Origin of the sequence: Tahibacter soli, from assembly GCF_025717065.2 — a bacterium.
GTDB lineage: Bacteria > Pseudomonadota > Gammaproteobacteria > Xanthomonadales > Rhodanobacteraceae > Tahibacter > Tahibacter soli.
Genome location: NZ_JAOVZO020000001.1, coordinates 106635 through 124907, shown reverse-complemented (window position 1 = coordinate 124907; position 18273 = coordinate 106635). Strand labels below are relative to the sequence as shown.

The following is an 18273-nucleotide window of genomic DNA, read 5'->3' as shown; positions in this document are numbered from 1 at the left end:
CCACATTACTACATGTAGTCAATATTCCTTGATTGCATAAGCGCGCGACGCCGCGTGTTGCCGAAATCGCCGTTCCATATCCGTCGCGCGGACGTCTCACGCCGTGAGCCGCGTCGCCACGATCGTTTCCTCCAGCAATTTACACAAGGAGCGAATATGAACTAACTGAACGAACGCGAAAACCGCAACAAACCGCTCAATCGATACCCGCCGCACCGATCGCCCTGAACGAACGACGCGGCCATCCCCTGGAGAAACCCGATGAAACGCAACATGCTCCATTTGTCCGTGTTGATCGCCGGCCTGCTCGCGGCCGGCTCCGTCCACGCTTCCGACGAGCCGGTCGATCCGACCGCGAAATCCGGTTCGTTCCTCGCCACGCTCGATGCCGACACGCTCGCGATCATGCGCAAGCAGGAAAAGCTGCAGCCCGCGGTAACGGCGCTGTACGAGGCGCATCTGCAATCGCCCGGCTCCGGCTTCGCCGGCGTCGCGTTCGAAGGCGACGGCGTCTGGCTGTACTACAAGGGTCCGCTGAGCCTCGACATGCGCAACGCGCTCGACCGCGCACGCGGCGTCGGCGCCGTGACGGTCAAGCCGGCGGATTATTCGCTCGCCGAACTCGAGGCCGCTGCGGCGAAGATCGACAAGGCCGCGCGCAAGCTCGGCGGTAGCGAAATCCAGGCCGTGACGATCCGCAACGACGGTGGCGGCCTCGACGTGCAGCGCATGCCGCGCGCCGCCTTCGAGAAACACGCGGCGTCGCGCGCGAAGGCGTTCGGCCCCACGCTCGCCACGGCCGAGCGCGTGCTCGCCGACGCGCGCGTCGACGTCCGCGTCGATGTGAGCACCGCGACCGAAACGATCGAGCTGATGAGCCGCACGGACGACTCGCCGCCGTGGAACGCCGGCGGCTACTGGGTCTCGCGTCGCGGTACGCAGTTCCGCGCGCAGTGCACCACCGGGTTCGGCATTCGCGCCTACAATCGCACGTGGGTGCTGTCCGCGGCGCACTGCGCTACCACCCCGGATGTCGGCTACCAGGGCTACGACGGGCAGTACATGGGCCCGGTCACACGAGACCAGTATTCGTACGACCTGATCCTGATCGACGCGGGCGGTTTCTACCGCATGTTCGACAACGTGCAGCCGAACGGCAACGACTACAAGAACGTGCTCGGCTGGGGCTACCACTCGGGCGGCGAGCTGTTGTGCCAGTCGAGCATGTCGAGCGGCGTGGTCTGCGGACTGCGCACGGGATCGAGCACGAACGTGTCGTGGCCGCGCGAACACCCCGATTCCGACGGCGACTGGGGCTATACGGTCTACGGCCTGATCCAGACGACGCAGATCAACGGCGGCACGGCCGTGCGCGGCGGCGACAGCGGCGGTCCGGTGTTTTCGCTGCTCGGCGACGGCGTGCGCGCGAAAGGCGTCGTTTCCGCGGGCAGCGGAACGCAGATGTATTTCCAGGACTGGGCGGACGTGATCCGGCTGTACAACGGCTATCCGGTGCAGCCGTAAGCCGATCGGGCGCCGGTCGTGCCGTTTGCACGGCCGGCGTTCTTTGCGGCTAGTGGCCTGTAACAGATAAATCGGAAGAGGGATCGCAAAGGACTGGTCGTGCAGGACGCCGCTGCGGAGCGAGGCCGATAGCACCCGCTATCGGCCGAGTGAGCAGCAAGTACTGCGCGGCCAGGACGAGCGAGCTGCTTTCGATTTGTCTGTTACAGGCCACTAGAATATCCGGCGGCGCAAGGTGTTGGGATAGTCGGACGCCTGCGGGCGCTGCGCGTTGGCCGGCGGCGCGTTCGAACTCGGATCGTTCAGCAGCGCGCGCAGATCGACGCTCACGTAGCGATCGTCGCCGTTGTAGTCGAGAAACGCTTCCGGATGCGCCGATATCGCATCGCGATCGACGAAAAACTCCTTGTCGGCGAGCGGCGGTCGCGTCTTGCTCCAGACCGACCGCGCGACCTTGAGCAGCGCCTTCGTCGGTCCCTTGAACACGAAGCTCGGCTCGAGCTTCACCAGCATGGCGCCTTCGAGCTTGACGACGGCGTTCTCGGCGTCGAAACCGATGCAGCGGCCAATCGCAATATCGTAATTCATACGCAGCCCCTCGCTGTTGCGACGATTCAGTGCATCCGTGCGAGCGTTATCGCGGCGCCTTCGACGTATTTGTCCAGAAGTATGCGCAGCCGCGATTCGACCGCGGCGATGTTCGGCATGTCCGAAGGACCGGACAGCGAATAGGTGAATCCGGCGCCGACGAGCCGCGGCGTCCTTGAGACCGACACTTTGGCGGAATTGGAGGCAAGCGACCAGATCTCTCTGAGCTGGCGCGGGCTGACGCTGCGGTCGCTCGCCAGCCGGAACTGAAACAGGACGATCTTGCCTGCCATAAGCGCCTTGGCGGTCTTGCGTCGTACGCGCCGATGTCCGGCGCGAAGGTCTTCGCGGCGAACGCCGCGAAGACCGGTTTACAGCGTTGGATCAGGCAACCTGAACCTGGTCGGCCTGCATGCCCTTCTCACCGCGCACGGCGACGAAGGTCACGGCCTGGCCTTCCAGCAGCGTGCGGAAGCCGCTGCCCTGGATCGCGCGGAAATGCACGAACAGGTCCGGGCCGCTCTGCGGGGTGATGAAACCGAAGCCCTTGGCGTCGTTGAACCACTTGACGGTGCCGCTCTGACGATCCGACATAAATCTACTCCTTGCAATGTATAATGACAACGGACTACGCGTCCGGATGAAGCGACTGGTTTGCAAGGGGTAACGCGAGGGATGAGAGGGAGGATCGGTAGATCAACCGGGTCACAGGATTCACGGTGACCGAGCAAGCACAGTGCACCCACTGTACTCCCTAAACCTTACGAAAGCGAGCGCAGGTGCCGAAAGCGGCCGGAGGTCCGCCGGCGGTCGAGAAAATACTTTGCCACTTTGCGCCAGTGCGGCCCCGTCAACGCGGCGGAACGGGTTGCCCGTGCCGGTGCTCGCGCTCGTGCCGCTCGCCGTGATCGGCGGCCTCGCCGCACGTCTCGCCGAGGCGTTCGCCGGCTGCCCGCGTCGCTGGCGATACCGGCGCGTTGGACGTTCGTCGCCGGCGGCGTCGGCATGCTCGCCGCAACGATGCGCTCGGTTCGCTCCGATTGTTCAGCGCCGATGATTGCGGCGAAACTGCGCGAGCTCGACGCGGGGCTTAATCGAACGCCCCGCGAAAAATGTAATCGTTGTCGAGACGCCAGACCATGAATCCCGGATCGGAACCGACGATGTCGACGCGACGGTCGCCGTCGGCATCGGTCGCGGCGAGCAACATGCCGCCGACCCCGGAATGCGGCCGGGACGTCGCGACGACGTCGCCGTCGGCATATCGACGAACCGCGAGGCCGCCGTATCCCGATGTCGCGAACAGGAGCGCGTCGTCCGGCGCCTGCGCGAACAGGACGATATCCTGCGCGTAGTCGGGCAGCACGAACGTTTTCTGCGGCACTACGGAAAAGCCGTCGTAGACCGCGACGTCGGTGTTCCGCAGCGTGGCCAGTTTCGCGCTGCGCCCGGGGCCGCGCGCGAGCACCGAAAACGTCTGTGCCGGGTAGTTCGCGACGACGCCCGTGCCGCTCGCGGGGGTGAGCACCGCGACCTTGTCGCCGTATGCGACGACGACCTCGAGCCGGCCGTCGCCGTCGAGATCGGCGACGGCGAGCTTCGTCAGCGGCGCGCCGTCGTACGACGGCAGCAGCACCGATTGCCACAGCACGGCGCCCGTCGCGTAGTCGACGACCTCGACGCGCGCCGTCCATGTCGATGCGCCGGACGTCGGAAACGGAATCCAGCCGGCCGTGACGACCTGCCGCTCGGGCCGGTCGAGCACCTGCGCCACGGCGATGCGCTGCGGGTCGGTGGTCGATGCGAGTGCGCGCGACGAGACGAGCGCGCCGGTGCTGTCGAACGTCCACAGCCAGCGCGCGAGCGGCGTTCCGCCGAACATCGGCAGTTCCGCACCCGAGACGACGATGGCGTCGCCGTCGCCCGCGACCGGCAGCGCAGCGACGGCGTGCTGGACGATGCTCCGGGAGTAGCCGTTGTAGTCGGGCAGCCACGCCAGCGCCGAACCGCCTTCGTCGGCCAACGTCACGCCGTCGAGAAAACCGAGCGTGTGCAGGCGCGGGTAGGATTCGGTCGCGTCAGTCAGATAGGCGATCGACGACGAACCGTCGGCGCGCCTGACCCGCGTCCAGTCCGCGACGCGCGACTGGTTGCGGTCCGCCCGCCAGCGCGGTGCGCCGACGATCGGTGCGGAGGCCGCGACCACGCCCGAGTCGTACGACGCGTCGGCCCAGGCGATTTCGACCGTGCCGTCGCCGTCGAGATCGGCGGTTGCCGGAAAGGCGACCGATCCGATGTAGGGCGGCTGATAGATCGTGTCGCGCTCCCACAGCGTCGCGCCCGAGGGGATATCGAGCGCGCGCACCTTGGAGCCGGTGGCCGCGACGAGATCGACGCGCCCGTCGCCGTTCACATCGGCAAAGCGCGGCACGAAGCTCGGGCCGTCGGCCGGTACGAGCGTGCGCAGGGAAGGCGTCGGCCGGAACGTCGCGAGCTGCGCGCTGAAACCGAAACTGTCGTGCAGGACGATCGCCGTGTGTCCGTCGACGTCGACGGGATACGGAATCCACGTGCCGGCAATACCGGCGTTCCAGACTTCGGTCGCCGACAGCTCGCTGCCGCTGCGCGTCACCGTGTAGGCGCGGCCGTCGCCCGAAACGATCTCGGCGCGCGCGTCGCCGACGATGTCGGCCGCCGCCATGGCGCCGATCCATCCTCCGACGTTGCCGCGCGCGGCGAGTGTCGCGGGGTCGAGCAGCGCGACGCCGTTGCCGGATTCGACGACGATCTCGGGCAGGCCGTCGCCGTCGACATCGCCGAGCAGCGGCCAGCCGAACTGACCGTCGAGCGATGCCTTGATGCGCAGCGTCGCGGCATCGCGCAGCTCCAGCCGGCCGCTCCATTGCAGCAGCAGCGCCGGCGCGGCGCCGGGAACGTCGACGAGCAGCGCGCCGCCGAACTCCTGGTACGACGGCGCGTCGATGCGCGCCACCTCGCGATAGCCGCGCGGACCCGCATCTTCCTCGGCGAGCGTGACGTGCCAGCGCGCCGCGACCAGCAGCTCGCGACGGCCGTTGCCGTTGACGTCGAGATGGCCCGCGAGCTGGCGCGGACCGCCGGTGACGCCGACGCCGCTGCGCACGAGCGCAAGATCGATCGCGGCGGACGACTGCGCGGCGAGAACGAGACCGCCGATCAGCAACGCGAGGCGCAGAGGCTTGTGCACGACGAGGATCCTTCCATTGGCGGCTCGCGCGAGGCGCGCGGACGCAAAACACGACGATATCAGCAAGACGGCCCGCGGCGACACCGCGGCGGCGCGCGGAGCGCGGAGATATCGACGCGCTCGGGCAAAAGGAAGCGGCCGCGCCGGAACATCGATCTGCACATCCACTCGCTCTTGTACTGGGCTCAGCCCGAGAGCGAGTGCGAGGACGCGGCGGCGTGGATCGTCACGCCGGAACTTCGGCGCGTGCTGGCCGAGGTGTTGCCGGAACGGCCCGATCTCGCGCGGCGATGAGGCTCAGCGGGCCGACAGCGACCGCTTGCCGGTGGAAATATCGAGTCCGCTCCTGAGCGTGCCAGCCCACGCGGCCAGCGCCGAACGCACCCAGTCCATGCACTCGGCCGCCGCTTCGCGGTACGGCCGGTCGGGCTTGTGGCCGACCTCGTCGTCGAACGCATGCAGCACGAGATCGCCGCTCGCGGCATCGCGCACGGTCGCGACGAGCGACATCCGGCCGACCGACTTCGCGTCGACCGACTTGTCGCGCTCCATCATTTCGTCGGTCGCGATCAGGAACAGATTCACGACCGCGACGTCGATCTCGGCGACGTCCGGCCCGGGCGCGTCGACGAGTGCGTAGCCGCCGGCTTCGAGCGCCTTGCGCACTTCCTCGCTCACCATCGCGGTGACCGCTTCGATCACCGGCTTCACCTTGACCGGCGTCGTGCTGATGCTCATGCCGGACTTGCGGCGCCAGTCGGGATTGACGTCGACCGACACGGATTTGAGCAGCACCTTGGAATAGCCGTTCAGGCGAGATTCCTTGCGTACGTAGACGAGATCGAGCCCTTCCGCGCGCACCGGCTGCAGTCCGTCCTTCTTCCATGTATCCGATGCTTTCTTGAACGTGGTCGGTGGTTCGGCGCCGGCCGCAACGGCCGAATTACACGACAGCGCGGCGAACAATGCGGCAACGACCCACCCAGTGTGCTTGAGCATGAAACTTCCCCCTGAGGAAATCGAAAAAACGAAAGTCCGGACGAACGGCGGCGTTGCGCCCGTCGTCAATCCGAAGAAGCGTACAGGAGGAGGTACGGCGACGACACCGGGACCGTCCCATCGTCAATCAAGCAACGCGAAAGCGCGTCGGAGATTCGCTTGTCGAAAAGCCCGCAGCAAGCCGATACTTGGTCGCTACCGTTTCAAAAGCGATGCGATGCCGATTCCGGCGTTCGACCAGGAGCCGCGCCGCCAGATGCGCCGGAAAGTCATCCAGCACTTCGCGAACATGCTGCCACAGAGATTTCTGGATCTACCCGACGGGTTCGATCTTGCGATTCTGGCCGGGAAGCGGAACGGTCGCGTCATATTCGACTTTCTGCAAGGAAGCGCGTCGATCGACGGCATTGCTCACCCGCAGATGCGTACCGGCACTCTCTATCGAGAATGGCTTCTGAAAGAGGCCGCCGCTCACCGCATCCCTGCTGATGCGCTGCTGTACGCATCGATGGAGGTCGAATTCGACGTTGCGGGAATCAGAATCACGGAGTCGTATGGCCACGTGTTTCGCAGCGCAACCTTTCATTTCGGATGCGCCAGCGAGCTGCGTACCGACGAGAAGTCGTATACGGGTCGCTCGTCTGGCGTCAAGGCATGGGGTTACGGCTACTACTGGGACAAACTTTTCGGCGCTGCCGACCGAGGCGCATGACGAGGCGTCTCGCAGTCACCGTTTCGGCGCCCGGCAACTAACAGGCACGTTCGATCGCCGATCCCGGGCACGCGCGTCGCTGCGTCGGCACCCGCGGGAAAAGTCAGTCGGCGTCAGGCGCCAATCGCGTCCCCGTCGACGTCAACGCGCTCGCCAGAACGAGCAGAAACACATCGTTCTCGAACGGAAAATCGATGCGCGCACTCGCGTGCAGCGTTCGCAGGCCCAGATCGAAACTGAGGTTGAAGCGCAACGGCGGAAAGTTGCTTTCGACCAGGCGGACCGCGGTTTCCCCGCGCGTCGCGGCATAGCTGCCGGCGCCCTTGTACACGATGTCGTTCGACGGATCGTCGACGATCGTGAACGCCACTTCGAGCGTCGACGGCGCGTTCGCGCCGACCGTTCGCGCACGGCCGCCCGACCGGAGATCTAGCGTATCCATCGCGCGGTCGCCGTCGGCCACGCCGGTACGCGCAGCAGTCCGTCGAGGCGCTGGCGCCTGCGATGCGGGCCGGCCGCGACCCGGCGCGCGAGCACCGGAATGAAATTGTTCGCAAAGCGACTTTTTTCAGGCACGGACTGCACCTCGCCGTAGAAGGAAGCATTCGCGGCGTCGCCGCCGCGGACCATCGGAACTTCGTTCATTGACTGCACCGCGGATTCGCGTGACGCGCCGGCGCGCGATAGCGCCGGCGTTCCCTGATCGGTTCAAGCCCGGGTGGGCTCGCTCGAATCGTTCGCGGGCTCGACGGGCGCATCCGCCGGCGCGGCGGCCTGCTCGACCGTCTCGTTCGCCGGCTTGTTCTCGGTATTCGCGGCGACCGGCGGATTCGTGCTGTTGTCGTGACTGTTGTTCATGGCGTACTCCCGTGCACCGTCCATGGCGTGAATCTCCAGACAGAGGTCCGCGGACAGCCGCGGCCGGACAGTACCGGAGCCCGGTACCATTGGACGTGATGAAGAGACAGCGCGCAGAGCGACAGCCGGAGCGGCTGACGTCGCTGTTGGGATCTGCAATGGCCGCAGATCCGGCAGGGATACCGCGACTATGCGCCCGGACTTGTTACCAAACCGTTACGTCATTTATTGGTTTTATATACAAAGAAATATATTTGCATAACGAAACCACCAGCACTTGCGCCCCCTGCACCCGGGGCGTACGTTGATCGAAGGTTCCCTCTCGGTTCCTGCGTCGAATCGCCCTGTTGCACGCCGGCTTTTCGATTCGCAACGCGGCAATCGCGCGCAAAACACGACGTACTGGAATTCCCATGATCACCTTCGCCGGGCTCGCGATCGCGCAGCTGTCGCTCGCTGCCGCGCCCATGGCTGCACGCGCGGACGCGTCCGCTGCAGCTGCACCGGTCGACACCGCGCGCGCGCGCTGCGACGCCGTGGTCGACGACGGCGCGATGACGACGGCGATCCTGTCGCGCCTGTCGTTCAACAAGGCCGTCGACTCGGCGGACGTTCGCATCTCGACGCAACGGGGCGTCGTGGAAATCCGGGGGTTGACGCGCACCGAAGCCGACAAGGCCGAGATCGCCGCCGCGGCGCTCGACACCTACGGCGTCATTCGCGTGAACAACCGGCTCGACGTCGCCTACTGGCCACCGCGCACCGAAGGCGCGAGGCAAGGCGCGGTTTCGCGCGACGCCGCGCGGCTGAGTGCGCAGGCGAAGTCCGATGCGTGGATCGCGTCGGCGCTTCGCTACACGTTGTCGTTTTCCCGGGCGGTCGACAGCTGCGGCATCGACGTGTCGTCCGTCGACGGCATCGTGCATCTGCGCGGGAAGATGGCCGACGCGTCCGGCATCGAACGCGCGACGGCATTGGCGGTGCAGACACTCGGCGTTCGCTCGGTCGATGCGAGCGGGCTCGTTCGCTAGCGAAGGCGAGCGTCCGCTATCGCAGCAGGCCCAGCTCCGCCGCTTCGAGCGATGCGACGTCGCGATTGATCGTCGCGACCGCAACGACGCGACCGCCCTTGCGATAGCGCACCTCGGCGTCGCGCTGCGCGACCGAGCCGATCTCTTCGATCGCGTCCCAGCCGTCGGCGCTGCCGACGTAGCGGATCGTCACGTCGTAGTGCACGCTCCAGAAGAACGGCGCCTCGTCGTAGCGCTCGTCGATGCCGAGCATCGCCGCGGCGGCGATCTGCCCGAGGCGCTCGGCGAGCACCCAATGCTCGACACGGATAGGCTCGACGCGAATCGCCGCGCCGCCGAACGGATTCGGAAAGCGTGCGATGTCGCCCGCGGCGTAGATGTTCGGATCGCTCGTGCGCATCGACGCATCGACGCGCACGCCCTTGTCGAGCGCGAGCCCGGCCGATTCGGCGAGCGCGAGCCTCGGCGTCACGCCGACGCCGAGCACGACGACGTCGGCCTCGACCGTCGAACCGTCGTCGAGCGTCAGGCGCTCGCCGTCGTAGCCCTGCACCGAACGGCGCAGATGGAATTGCACGCCGTTGCGCTCGTGCACGTCCTGGATCAGCGCACCGATCGCGCCGCCGAGCTTGCCGGCCATCGGCACGTCGTCGCGGCCGATCACGTGCACCGGCAGGCCGCGCGCGCGCAGCGACGCCGCCACCTCGAGCCCGATGAAACTCGAACCGACGACCGCGATCGACGACGCATTCCGCGCCGCGGCGATCAGGCGATCGCTGTCGTCCTGGCTGCGCACGACGAAGACGTTGTCGCGATCGAAGCCCGGCGTCGCGGGCCGGTTCGGCTCGGCGCCGGTCGCGAGCAGCAGGCGGTCGTACGACAGCGCTTCGCCGCCGGCGAGCACGACGCGGCGCGCCGCCGCGTCGATCGCCTCGACGCGCGTGCCGGTGCGCAGCGCGATGCCGCGGTCGCGATAGAACGCGTCGTCGCGCAGCGGCATCCACGCCGGATCGGCGGTGCCTGCGAGATAGTCCTTCGATACGTTCGGCCGGTCGTACGGCGCGAGCGTGTCGTCGCTCAGCATCGTCAGCGCGCCGGCGTAGCCGAGGTCGCGCAGCCGCTGCGCCGCCGCGAGGCCCGCCGCGCCGCCGCCGACGATGACGATCGATGCGGGATCGCCCGATGCGTCGCGCGCATCGGCGTCGGCAGCCGCGAGCGTTTCGCGCACGAATACCTTGCCGCCCTGCTCTTCGACTTTCCAGCGCTCCAGCGGATTGAGTGCCGGCGCGCGCACGGCCGCGCCGGTGCGCAGGTCAAAACACGCGTGATGCAGCGGACAGTGAATGAAACATCCGGTGCGCAGGCCTTCGTGCAGCGCGCCCCCGTAGTGCGTGCACGCGCCGCCGACGGCGACGATGGCGCCGTCGACGCGCGCGAGCAGCACGGGGCTGTCGCCGACGCGACCCGGCAGCACGCCGTCGTCGGGAATCGAGGAAGCGTCGACGCCGAGCGTCAGGTCCGGGTGTTGCGCGGTATCGGAATGCGAGCTGGACATGGGCGGCTCCTGATCATCGGGGAACGGTGATCGCGTACTTCGCGGGAGGCGCAAGCAAAGCGCAGTCCGGGGCCGGGCGCAAGCGGCGCGCGACGGCAAACGTTCACAACGCGCAAAGCGCGGCAAAATACCGCGCCGGCACGATCGCCTCCCGACGGCGCCGGGGCCGCTTTCGTCGTTCTACTTCACGTCGAACGATTGCAACGTCACCGGCAACGTATCGTAGTTGTAGTCGTCGGCGGCGGAATTGACGCTGATGCCGTCGGGCGTCGTCACTCTCACGTCGACGATGCCGAGGCTGCCCGTCGCCGGAGCGGTGGCGGTGATCTGCGTGTCGCTGTTGACGGTGAAGCTCGCGGCCGGTATCGCGCCAAAGTTCACCGCGGTGGCGCCGGTGAAATTGATGCCCGTGAGCGTCACCACGGTGCCGCCCACCGCCGGACCGTTGCCCGGCGACAACGCCGCGACCTGCGGCCCGATCGCGATCACCGAAACGGTATACGCAACGTAGCTGACGACGTAGGCGCGAGCGCCGTCAGGCCTGAACGCGACGCCATGCAGGAACGTGCCGACGGGGATCGTCGCCGTCACGGTGTTCGTGGCCGTGTCGATCGCCGATACCGCGCTGCCGCCGTAGTTGGTGACGTAGGCGCGGGTGCCGACCGGTCGAAAAGCGACGCCTCGAGGACCATTGCCGACGGCAATCGTCGTCGTCACCGTGTTCGTGGCCGTATCGATCACCGACACGTTGTCGGAGCCGAAGTTGGCGACATAGGCGCGGGCGCCGTCCGGCCTCACGGCCACGGCGGAAGGCAGGTTGCCGACGGGAATCGTCGCCACTACCGAGTTCGTGGCCGTGTCGATCACCGACACCGAGTTGTTGTCGGCGTTGGCGACGTAGGCGCGCGTGCCGTCCGGCCGCAATGCCACCGAAAGGGGCTGCCGCCGACGGTAATCGTCGCCGTCACCGTATTCGTGGCCGTGTCGATCACCGACACGCTGGAAGAACCGACGTTCGTGGCATAGGCGCGCGTGCCGTCCGACCGGACAGCGACCGACTGCGGCTGGATGCCGACGGGAATCGTTGCCGTCACCGTGTTCGTGGCCGTGTCGATCACCGATACCGTGTCGGAACCGGCATTGGTGGCGTAGACGCGAGTGCCGTTCGGATGGGCGCCGACCCCGTACGCGTGGCTGCCGACGGCGATCGTCGCCGTCACCGTGTTCGTGGCCGTGTCGATCACCGACACATTGTCGGTACTGTAGTTGGTGACGTAGGCCCGGGTGCCGTCCGGCAGGACGGCGACGCCATAGGGATTGTTGCCGACCGGCACGGTGGCCACGACGGTAGCGGCCATCGCCGGCGCCGCGCCCAGCAACAGGCACATCGCCACGAATCCGCAGCTTGCGGAGAACACCCGGTGTGCGGCGCAAGCAACGTTCGGCATGATCGGTTCCCCGTCGAATGCGCGAGCTTACGCGAAATGCCGCTGCGCGGGCGTGCGCTGACCGGCCGCGCTGCACCGGTCGTCCGAAAAAAGCGCAGACGCAGCTCGGCGTGCGAAGTATTTATTTCAATACGTATACACGACGTTCGCCGAGGGCCAACGCGCTACACGACGGCGGCCAAGCCGAACGATCCACAGTGCCGGATCGCGAACGTCACACCACCTGTACACGACCGCCGAAACCCGAACGAAACAGCGCTTCGTGGGCGTCGCGGTCCGGGTCGTAGCAGCAGTCGCGGACCAGGCGCACGTCGTAATCCGCATCGCTGGCCTGGGCGACGCTCGACAGAACGACGCCGGTGGTGCTGATGCCGGCCATCACGAGCGTATCGACGCCGCGCGCCCGAAGGTCGGCGTCGAGCGTCGTGCCGTGGAAGACGCTGGCCCGCGGACAAGCGTAGAAGCGGTCGCCGGGTTCGATCGTGAGCCCGTGCATCGGCACTGCGCTGCGGAAGTAGCCGCTCGGCACGATCGACGACATCAGGCGATTGTTCTTCGAGGCGAGTTCGTACGCTTCGCCGAGAAAGAAGTTGGGAAAGAACAACGGGCGGCCGGTTGCGCGCCAGCGCCGGATCAGCGCATTGCAGCTGTCCAGCAGCGGCGACGGCCGATCGCCGAAGAGGATGGCGAAGACGTCGACCTGATAGTGCATGATCACGAGCGCCGCGCTGTCGATGCGGCTCTCTTCGATATCGAACGTCATGGCTTTCTCCTGATTCGGCAAGGCGGCTCCCGGTCGTCGAGCATATCGCCGGCGAAAAGCCGTCGCTCAAGCGCCGATGCGTGTGCGCGATATCGGTATGCCCCGCTCGCCATGACGGACCGACGCGCTCGTCGTTCGGAGCGGCGATGACCGGCCGGACCGCCCGCGTCTCCCTCCGTGCGACGCCGATGACGATGATCGACGCCATGCCGCGCCGTCGCGCGGCGATCCCGTCAAGGAGAGACAGATGCGCGATCCCAGAACGAACCCCGTGGCCGGCGACGTGTTTCGCGACCCCGCCGGCGGCGGCCATTGCATGATGGTCGTGGCGCACGTCGACGCGCGGCGCATCGATTTCGACACGTATACGCGGCAGTCGCCCAAGCGCGGCCGATGCAGCTACGACGCGGCGCATTTCCTCGCGAGCATCGCGCCGGATCTTGCCGTCGCGCACGCCGTCGACGACGCGTACGCGGCGTAGCCGCGCGAGCGCGTCACGGCACCTCGGCGCCGTCGCGGAAGATCGCGTCGAATGTCTCGGCAACATCGCAGCCCTGCGCGAGCAGCGGACGTACGATCGCCGAGATATCGGCCACCGCTTCGTGGCTGCGCTGGCCGATCGTCGGAGAGCCGCCGCTCGGCTGCTGCACCATCAGCACGCCCCAGTAGCGCGCGCCGAAATCGACCCACGGCGTAAAGCCGAACGCGCCGGTGCTCGATATCGTCGGCGCGTCGGCGCTGATCGAAAACGGTTCGATCCAGTTGCCGATGCCGTACGCCGTGCTGCCGTTCGCCGCGGGCGGCGCGTAGGCGAGCGGCGCGCCGCCGGTCTGGTCGCGATTGAGCGTCGCGATGGCCGTGGTACTCAAGATACGCCGCCCGTTGCCGACGCCGTCGTTCGACAGCATCGCGACGACGCGCGAATAGTCCGCCAGGCTCGCGCGCGCGCTGCCGGAGATGCGGTAGTTCGCCGTCGCGCCGAGGCCCTGCCAGTCGATCGTCGTGACGCCGAGCGGCGCGCCGACATGGTTCTTCCAGCCCTGCTCCCAATCCTCGCCGCCGCGCACCTGCGCGACGTAACCGGCGACCTGCATCGAAATGCCGCCGTACGCGAACGCGGAACCGGGCGGCCCGTAAGGCATCGCCATGCAGCACGCGACGTAGTTCACCGACTGCTCGAGCGTAAGGTTCTGCGCCGCGAGAATGAGCGCGTCCTCGTCGTTGCCGTAGCCGGCCGTGTGCGAAAACATGCGGCGCACGGTCATCGCGCCCTTGTCGCCGGTGAACGCGGGCAGGTACGTCGACACCGGCGTGTCGAGATCGATCGCGCCGCGGTCGACGAGCTGCATCACGCGCACGGCCGACAGCAGCTTCGACGCCGAGGCGATCGGTACGACGCTCGCGTCGCCGTAAGTACCAAAGTAACGCTTGTACAGAATGCCGCGCGGCGTGCCGAGCGCGATGCCGGCGTCGGTGAAAGCCGCCGCATCGAGCAGTTGTTGCACGCGCGCGTCGACGGCGGAGAAGTCGCACGTCGCGGCATCGGCGGCGGGCAGGCACAGCAACGCGGCTGCGAAGATGAGGCATCGGCGCATGGGGTTTTCCTCCGTGGTGTGCACGGGGAGAACGCGACAGGTGCGGCGGCGTTGACGCGGGTGTGTTGTGACTATGCGAGAACGTGCGGGGATTGGCATTCCTGGTAGTGCGACGCGCTATGACGGCCTCGCCCTCGGCCGGCGTTCGGCGCGCTTGCGCCTCAACCCGCGGCGATCTTGTCGAGCGCCGCCTTTGCGAGAAAGGCGCTACGCGTTTCACCGTGCGCAGTGGCGTACTCGTCGATTTTGACGAGGACACGTTTCGGCAGCGAGATATTGACGCGCTCGGACGGCCCCTGGAGACGTTCGGTGGGCGCTTCGATGATCGCCCAGATCCATCCGTCGTACTCCGGATCGTTGCGCAGCGCGTCGATGGAGCGTTGTGCGGGAATCTCGCCGCCGTCGTCCAGAACGGCTTCGGCCCACGCCTCGATGGCTTCACGAGCGTTGTCGATCGCCGCTTCGACCGTGTCGCCTGCGGAAAAACATCCCGGGAGGTCGGGAACTGCGACGCCGAAAGCCTGATCGTCGGTACCCGGCTCGATCGCAATGACGTATTTCATTATGCAATATTTCCAAATTTGTAAAGAATATCAATCATCCTTGACGTCGGGCCGACCCCTCAAAGACCGGCGATCTTCATCAGCTTCTTCACAAGCCCCGTGCCGAGGTCTTTCTCGGGGTGCGGGACGGAGATATGGCCGGGTTTCGTCGGGTGCCTGAACACATGGTGGCTTCCCTTCACGTTCTTCAGCTCCCAGCCATCGTCTTTCAGTCGCTTTATCAGCTCTCTACTGTTCATTTCGCTAGCCATCGCCGACGATGTGTATCATACACAACACGCAAAAACAGGCAAACGTTCTGTCGCAAAATTGCCACCCTCGACGGCCATTTCGAAGCGCTGAAGACGGTGTCTTGGCGACCGACCGAAACGCGATCGGTCAACACTCGCGTCTATGACGACCGCCTGCAAACTCGTCGTTGATCCGCAAGGTTCCGCTGCGTTGAGCACCAAGCACCGAGCCGGCGAGGAGACTGCCGACAAGCGACGGCACACATATACTGGCGCCGGAAAATCTTCGGACGGAAACCGTGCGAAAACTCGCATTCGCTCTGTTGCTTGTCACGGTGACATACCTCTTCGCCCGTCGCGAGCTGCCGGGCGATACCGCTCCTTTGACGTCGCCCGACATCGAACTGCGCGCACCGTCGACCGCGCGCGGCATCGCCGCGCGGCCTGAAGCAGCGTCGCCGCGTGCGTCGTTCGAATGCGACGGCCGTACGCACTGTTCCCAGATGCGTTCATGCGCCGAGGCGAAATACTTTCTCGCGCATTGCCCGAATACGGAAATGGACGGCGACGCGGACGGCGTGCCTTGCGAGCATCAATGGTGCGGCTGAGACGCGGGCACAAGCCGCAGTCGACGACGACGCGCGCATCGCCGAGTATTTCGAACGTCCGGGGAGGTTGGTTCCCGGAAAACGGCCGATCTGCACGGGTTGGCGTCGCCCGGCCGGGATTCCCGCTGTTCACAAATTCTCGGCGTCCATTTTTACGCACCAACGTGAACCGTCCAGGCTCACTGAATCGGTGCAAGCGCAGGCCCTTCGAACCCGTCCCCGAAAAGCGAAATCTCCGGCGCACCGTCGCCGCTGAGATGCAGAACGAACGTCCCCGATGAAGCCATGATATCCACGGTCATCCACACATTGCCGACCTCGGTCGGCGCGAAGGTGTACGCCAGCGTGCACGAAGCGTACGCGCCTTGCTGAAACGGCGGCTGGGGACAGGTGCCGCCGCTGCGCACGAAGGCGGCGGCTCCCGGCACGCTCGTCGATCCGATTTGGACGATCTGCATCGGCACCGGCCGATTGTTGAACAGGTTGGCCGACTGCTCGATGCCGATCGTGCCGACCGGCGTCGAGGAGAACCACAGCGATGGCGGCGTGATTTCCAGATATCCCTCGCTGCCCTCGCCGGCCAGCCCGAAATCGACGCGCTCTCCCCCGGCCAGCGTGACCGTGAGCGTCTGGTAGAACAGATCGACTCTGCTCGGCGTGAACGTGTGCGCGATCGTGCAGCTCGCCTGTGCGGGGATGGTGAACGGCGCTGCGCCGCAGGTGCCGCCGGCGCGCGCATAGACGCCGCTGGCCTGCGTCACCGAAACCACGCTCAATGCCTGGTTGCCGGTGTTCGTGAGTGTCGTCGCTTTCGGATCGCTGGTGGTAAAGACGGCCTGATACCTGAAATCCAGCTGCCCCGGCGACGGAACGAGCGCGGCGCTGGCGCTCGCGGCGCCGGTCAATAGCAGCATTCCGAGCAACAGACGCAGGGTGTGACGCATACCGATTCCTCGCGGCGACGTAGAAGGCCGGCGCTCGAATGGACCGGCCTTATGGTTTGAACGACGAAGACGCGCGAACACTGCCATCGGATTTCCCGCACGGAGCGTGGGCGAATGGATCAATCCGGGGCATCCGCCCGCCCAGGACGTCCACGCATTCGCGTCGGTCGCGGTTTCCGGGCAGGTTGCTTTCGGGGTGTCCAGGTGCGTTCCGCACCCGCCCGCCGCCTTACTCCAGGCCGTCCACGAACAGCGAGTCGTTGTCGGCGAAGCAAAACACCGGAGCGTCGGTGCTGGCGCAGTAGGCGCTCAACGTGGTGCCGGACCACGACGCGTCGGCGGTCCAGTTGTTGCCGATCCGACCGGTGACCGTGCCGTTCGGCGTCTGCGTCCATTCGTTGCAATGCAGAGGACTCCCGGTGCCGTTGCTCGTGCTGCCGGTCCACGGGCGATGCACGAAGCCGGTCGTGGGATTGCGGTGCTCGTCGATCTGCAGCGGCGAGGCCAGCGGACCGGCGACGAGCGCGGCTTTCGACGTCGCGAGCAGCACGCCGTCGGTGCGATACCACGGGCCGTCGTGGACGAAGCGGTGCAGCGGGTCGTGTCCGTCGAGGCCGGCCAGGAACGCCTTGTACGTGTCGGGCAGCGGCAGCGACGCGTCGGCGGCGAGCCGGCGGCAGATCTGATCGCCGCCGGCGATACCCGGCGTACCGTTCGACGCCGGCCACGACGCGAAATAGCCCGAGCCCTTGATCGACGAGATGAACGCCATGCGCGCGGTCGAGGCGTGCCGGCGCGGCAGCGGATCGCCGTGTGCGCCGCGCTTGAGGCAGGTCAGCCGTGACGGCCAGGCGCACATGCCCGACGACGGCGCGATGTCGGCAGCGACATCGTAAGCGCTGATCCAATCGACCCAGAGATTGGTCGATTCGCTGGTCCAGTTGGTGCAGCTCTGCTGGAAGTGGCTCAGCGAGCCGTCGCTGCGCGTCGAGGTGAACGCGAAGCGCTCCTCGCCGTCGACCGCGGCGCCGGTTTCGTCGTACAGCACGTGCCGCGGCATGTAGGCCGGTGCCGGCGCCGCCGGAAACCCGAACTCGGCGCGATCGAGCGCCGGCAGTCCGTCCATGCGATACCACGGACCCGCGCCGGTCGGCAGTGCGGCGAGTTCGCACAGGTGCTCGCGCTTGCCGGTCGCGCCGTGGATGCGGCAGTAGGCGTCGCGCGTGTCGTCCGACAGCCACGCGACGTATTCGGCGGGATCGGCGAGGTTGCCCCGCGCGGCGGCGGTGCGGCAGATTTCGTCGGCGGCCTCGAGGCCGGTCAGCCCGTGGGCATCGGGCCAGGTCGACAGGTTTGCCGAACCCTGCGTCGAGGTGATGAACACGCGCGGCAGGTCGGCGCGCGCGGCGGTGCCGAGCGCCAGCAGTCCGGCGCAAATAGCAAGAATCGGAAAACGCACGGATCGGTACTCCCCCGAAAACGCGCGAATCTACCACCGATGGCTGACACGCAGACACTGCGTGGCGCTTTTTCGTCGGTAGACCAACGCAGAAGTGCGCCGGTCGGCCCCGGGCAGTTCTGCAAAGGCGGCGGCGGCCGAAAGGAACGCATTTCAGATGCGCGCCTTCC

At 66.7% G+C, this 18273-nt stretch carries 23 protein-coding genes; 6 read left to right on the top strand and 17 right to left on the bottom strand.

Features of this window, described 5'->3' with window-relative positions; translation table 11 throughout:
- The first annotated feature begins 273 nt into the window (after positions 1–273).
- Positions 274–1524 carry a S1 family peptidase gene (locus OD750_RS00625; protein ID WP_263544462.1) on the top strand — a complete coding sequence of 417 codons (1251 nt, stop codon included), beginning with the start codon at positions 274–276 and terminating at the stop codon, positions 1522–1524.
- A gap of 213 nt (positions 1525–1737) precedes the next feature.
- Here the strand turns inward: OD750_RS00625 and OD750_RS00620 are convergent, their stop codons facing one another.
- The 4 genes from OD750_RS00620 to OD750_RS00605 form a co-directional block, all read right to left on the bottom strand.
- The gene (locus OD750_RS00620) at positions 1738–2112 is read right to left on the bottom strand and encodes a hypothetical protein (protein WP_263544461.1); all 375 of its coding nucleotides are present in this window, start codon (positions 2110–2112) and stop codon (positions 1738–1740) included.
- Between the two features lie 26 nt (positions 2113–2138).
- Complete coding sequence (locus tag OD750_RS00615) at positions 2139–2405, bottom strand: hypothetical protein (protein WP_263544460.1); 267 nt, start codon at positions 2403–2405, stop codon at positions 2139–2141.
- A gap of 91 nt (positions 2406–2496) precedes the next feature.
- Positions 2497–2706, bottom strand: a complete 210-nt coding sequence (locus OD750_RS00610; RefSeq protein WP_263544459.1) for a cold-shock protein — start codon at positions 2704–2706, stop codon at positions 2497–2499.
- Between the two features lie 496 nt (positions 2707–3202).
- Positions 3203–5338: an FG-GAP repeat domain-containing protein gene (locus OD750_RS00605; RefSeq protein WP_263544458.1), complete on the bottom strand. Its 2136-nt coding sequence runs from the start codon at positions 5336–5338 to the stop codon at positions 3203–3205.
- Here OD750_RS00605 and OD750_RS00600 point away from each other — a divergent pair.
- Positions 5333–5632, top strand: coding sequence for a hypothetical protein (locus OD750_RS00600; RefSeq protein ID WP_263544457.1), 300 nt, complete (start codon positions 5333–5335; stop codon positions 5630–5632). The genes OD750_RS00605 and OD750_RS00600 overlap by 6 nt on opposite strands.
- 3 nt (positions 5633–5635) lie before the next feature.
- On the opposite strand, the gene OD750_RS00595 is transcribed toward OD750_RS00600, so the two are convergent.
- Entirely contained in the window at positions 5636–6337 is a 702-nt protein-coding gene (locus tag OD750_RS00595; protein ID WP_263544456.1) for a DUF3313 family protein, read from the bottom strand.
- Between OD750_RS00595 and OD750_RS00590 the strand changes: the two genes are divergently transcribed.
- Entirely contained in the window at positions 6336–7049 is a 714-nt protein-coding gene (locus tag OD750_RS00590; RefSeq protein WP_263544455.1) for a hypothetical protein, read from the top strand. The genes OD750_RS00595 and OD750_RS00590 overlap by 2 nt on opposite strands.
- A gap of 103 nt (positions 7050–7152) precedes the next feature.
- Here OD750_RS00590 and OD750_RS00585 read toward each other — a convergent pair whose 3' ends face one another.
- The 3 genes from OD750_RS00585 to OD750_RS00575 all read right to left on the bottom strand — a co-directional run bounded on the left by OD750_RS00585 (position 7153) and on the right by OD750_RS00575 (position 7907).
- Positions 7153–7491, bottom strand: coding sequence for a hypothetical protein (locus OD750_RS00585; protein WP_263544454.1), 339 nt, complete (start codon positions 7489–7491; stop codon positions 7153–7155).
- Positions 7479–7694 carry a hypothetical protein gene (locus tag OD750_RS00580; protein WP_263544453.1) on the bottom strand — a complete coding sequence of 72 codons (216 nt, stop codon included), beginning with the start codon at positions 7692–7694 and terminating at the stop codon, positions 7479–7481. Before OD750_RS00580 ends, OD750_RS00585 begins: the two co-directional genes overlap by 13 nt.
- A gap of 63 nt (positions 7695–7757) precedes the next feature.
- Positions 7758–7907, bottom strand: coding sequence for a hypothetical protein (locus OD750_RS00575; protein ID WP_263544452.1), 150 nt, complete (start codon positions 7905–7907; stop codon positions 7758–7760).
- A 413-nt stretch (positions 7908–8320) separates the two neighbouring features.
- Between OD750_RS00575 and OD750_RS00570 the strand changes: the two genes are divergently transcribed.
- Entirely contained in the window at positions 8321–8938 is a 618-nt protein-coding gene (locus OD750_RS00570; protein ID WP_263544451.1) for a BON domain-containing protein, read from the top strand.
- Between the two features lie 16 nt (positions 8939–8954).
- On the opposite strand, the gene OD750_RS00565 is transcribed toward OD750_RS00570, so the two are convergent.
- The 4 genes from OD750_RS00565 to OD750_RS00550 all read right to left on the bottom strand — a co-directional run bounded on the left by OD750_RS00565 (position 8955) and on the right by OD750_RS00550 (position 12704).
- Positions 8955–10493 (bottom strand): FAD-dependent oxidoreductase, encoded by a 1539-nt coding sequence (locus OD750_RS00565; protein ID WP_263544450.1) that lies wholly within the window; start codon positions 10491–10493, stop codon positions 8955–8957.
- Between the two features lie 180 nt (positions 10494–10673).
- Positions 10674–11423: a beta-propeller fold lactonase family protein gene (locus OD750_RS00560; RefSeq protein WP_263544449.1), complete on the bottom strand. Its 750-nt coding sequence runs from the start codon at positions 11421–11423 to the stop codon at positions 10674–10676.
- Positions 11357–11941: a YncE family protein gene (locus OD750_RS00555; RefSeq protein ID WP_263544448.1), complete on the bottom strand. Its 585-nt coding sequence runs from the start codon at positions 11939–11941 to the stop codon at positions 11357–11359. Before OD750_RS00555 ends, OD750_RS00560 begins: the two co-directional genes overlap by 67 nt.
- 214 nt (positions 11942–12155) lie before the next feature.
- The gene (locus tag OD750_RS00550) at positions 12156–12704 is read right to left on the bottom strand and encodes a cysteine hydrolase family protein (protein ID WP_263544447.1); all 549 of its coding nucleotides are present in this window, start codon (positions 12702–12704) and stop codon (positions 12156–12158) included.
- 247 nt (positions 12705–12951) lie between these two features.
- Between OD750_RS00550 and OD750_RS00545 the strand changes: the two genes are divergently transcribed.
- The gene (locus OD750_RS00545; protein ID WP_263544446.1) at positions 12952–13185 is read left to right on the top strand and encodes a hypothetical protein; all 234 of its coding nucleotides are present in this window, start codon (positions 12952–12954) and stop codon (positions 13183–13185) included.
- Positions 13186–13198: 13 nt separating this feature from the next.
- Here OD750_RS00545 and OD750_RS00540 read toward each other — a convergent pair whose 3' ends face one another.
- From OD750_RS00540 to OD750_RS00530, 3 genes are all read right to left on the bottom strand, one after another.
- Entirely contained in the window at positions 13199–14299 is a 1101-nt protein-coding gene (locus tag OD750_RS00540) for a serine hydrolase domain-containing protein (RefSeq protein WP_263544445.1), read from the bottom strand.
- Between the two features lie 161 nt (positions 14300–14460).
- Positions 14461–14862 carry a type II toxin-antitoxin system HicB family antitoxin gene (locus OD750_RS00535; RefSeq protein WP_263544444.1) on the bottom strand — a complete coding sequence of 134 codons (402 nt, stop codon included), beginning with the start codon at positions 14860–14862 and terminating at the stop codon, positions 14461–14463.
- 59 nt (positions 14863–14921) lie between these two features.
- On the bottom strand, positions 14922–15101 hold the full coding sequence (locus tag OD750_RS00530) for a type II toxin-antitoxin system HicA family toxin (protein ID WP_263544443.1): 180 nt from the start codon (positions 15099–15101) through the stop codon (positions 14922–14924).
- A gap of 290 nt (positions 15102–15391) precedes the next feature.
- Between OD750_RS00530 and OD750_RS27430 the strand changes: the two genes are divergently transcribed.
- Entirely contained in the window at positions 15392–15700 is a 309-nt protein-coding gene (locus tag OD750_RS27430; RefSeq protein WP_336407541.1) for an excalibur calcium-binding domain-containing protein, read from the top strand.
- Positions 15701–15879: 179 nt separating this feature from the next.
- On the opposite strand, the gene OD750_RS00520 is transcribed toward OD750_RS27430, so the two are convergent.
- Together OD750_RS00520 and OD750_RS00515 are read right to left on the bottom strand one after the other, a co-directional pair.
- Entirely contained in the window at positions 15880–16644 is a 765-nt protein-coding gene (locus OD750_RS00520; protein WP_263544442.1) for a choice-of-anchor D domain-containing protein, read from the bottom strand.
- A gap of 229 nt (positions 16645–16873) precedes the next feature.
- Positions 16874–18103, bottom strand: a complete 1230-nt coding sequence (locus OD750_RS00515; RefSeq protein WP_263544441.1) for a DUF1554 domain-containing protein — start codon at positions 18101–18103, stop codon at positions 16874–16876.
- Positions 18104–18273: the final 170 nt, after the last annotated feature.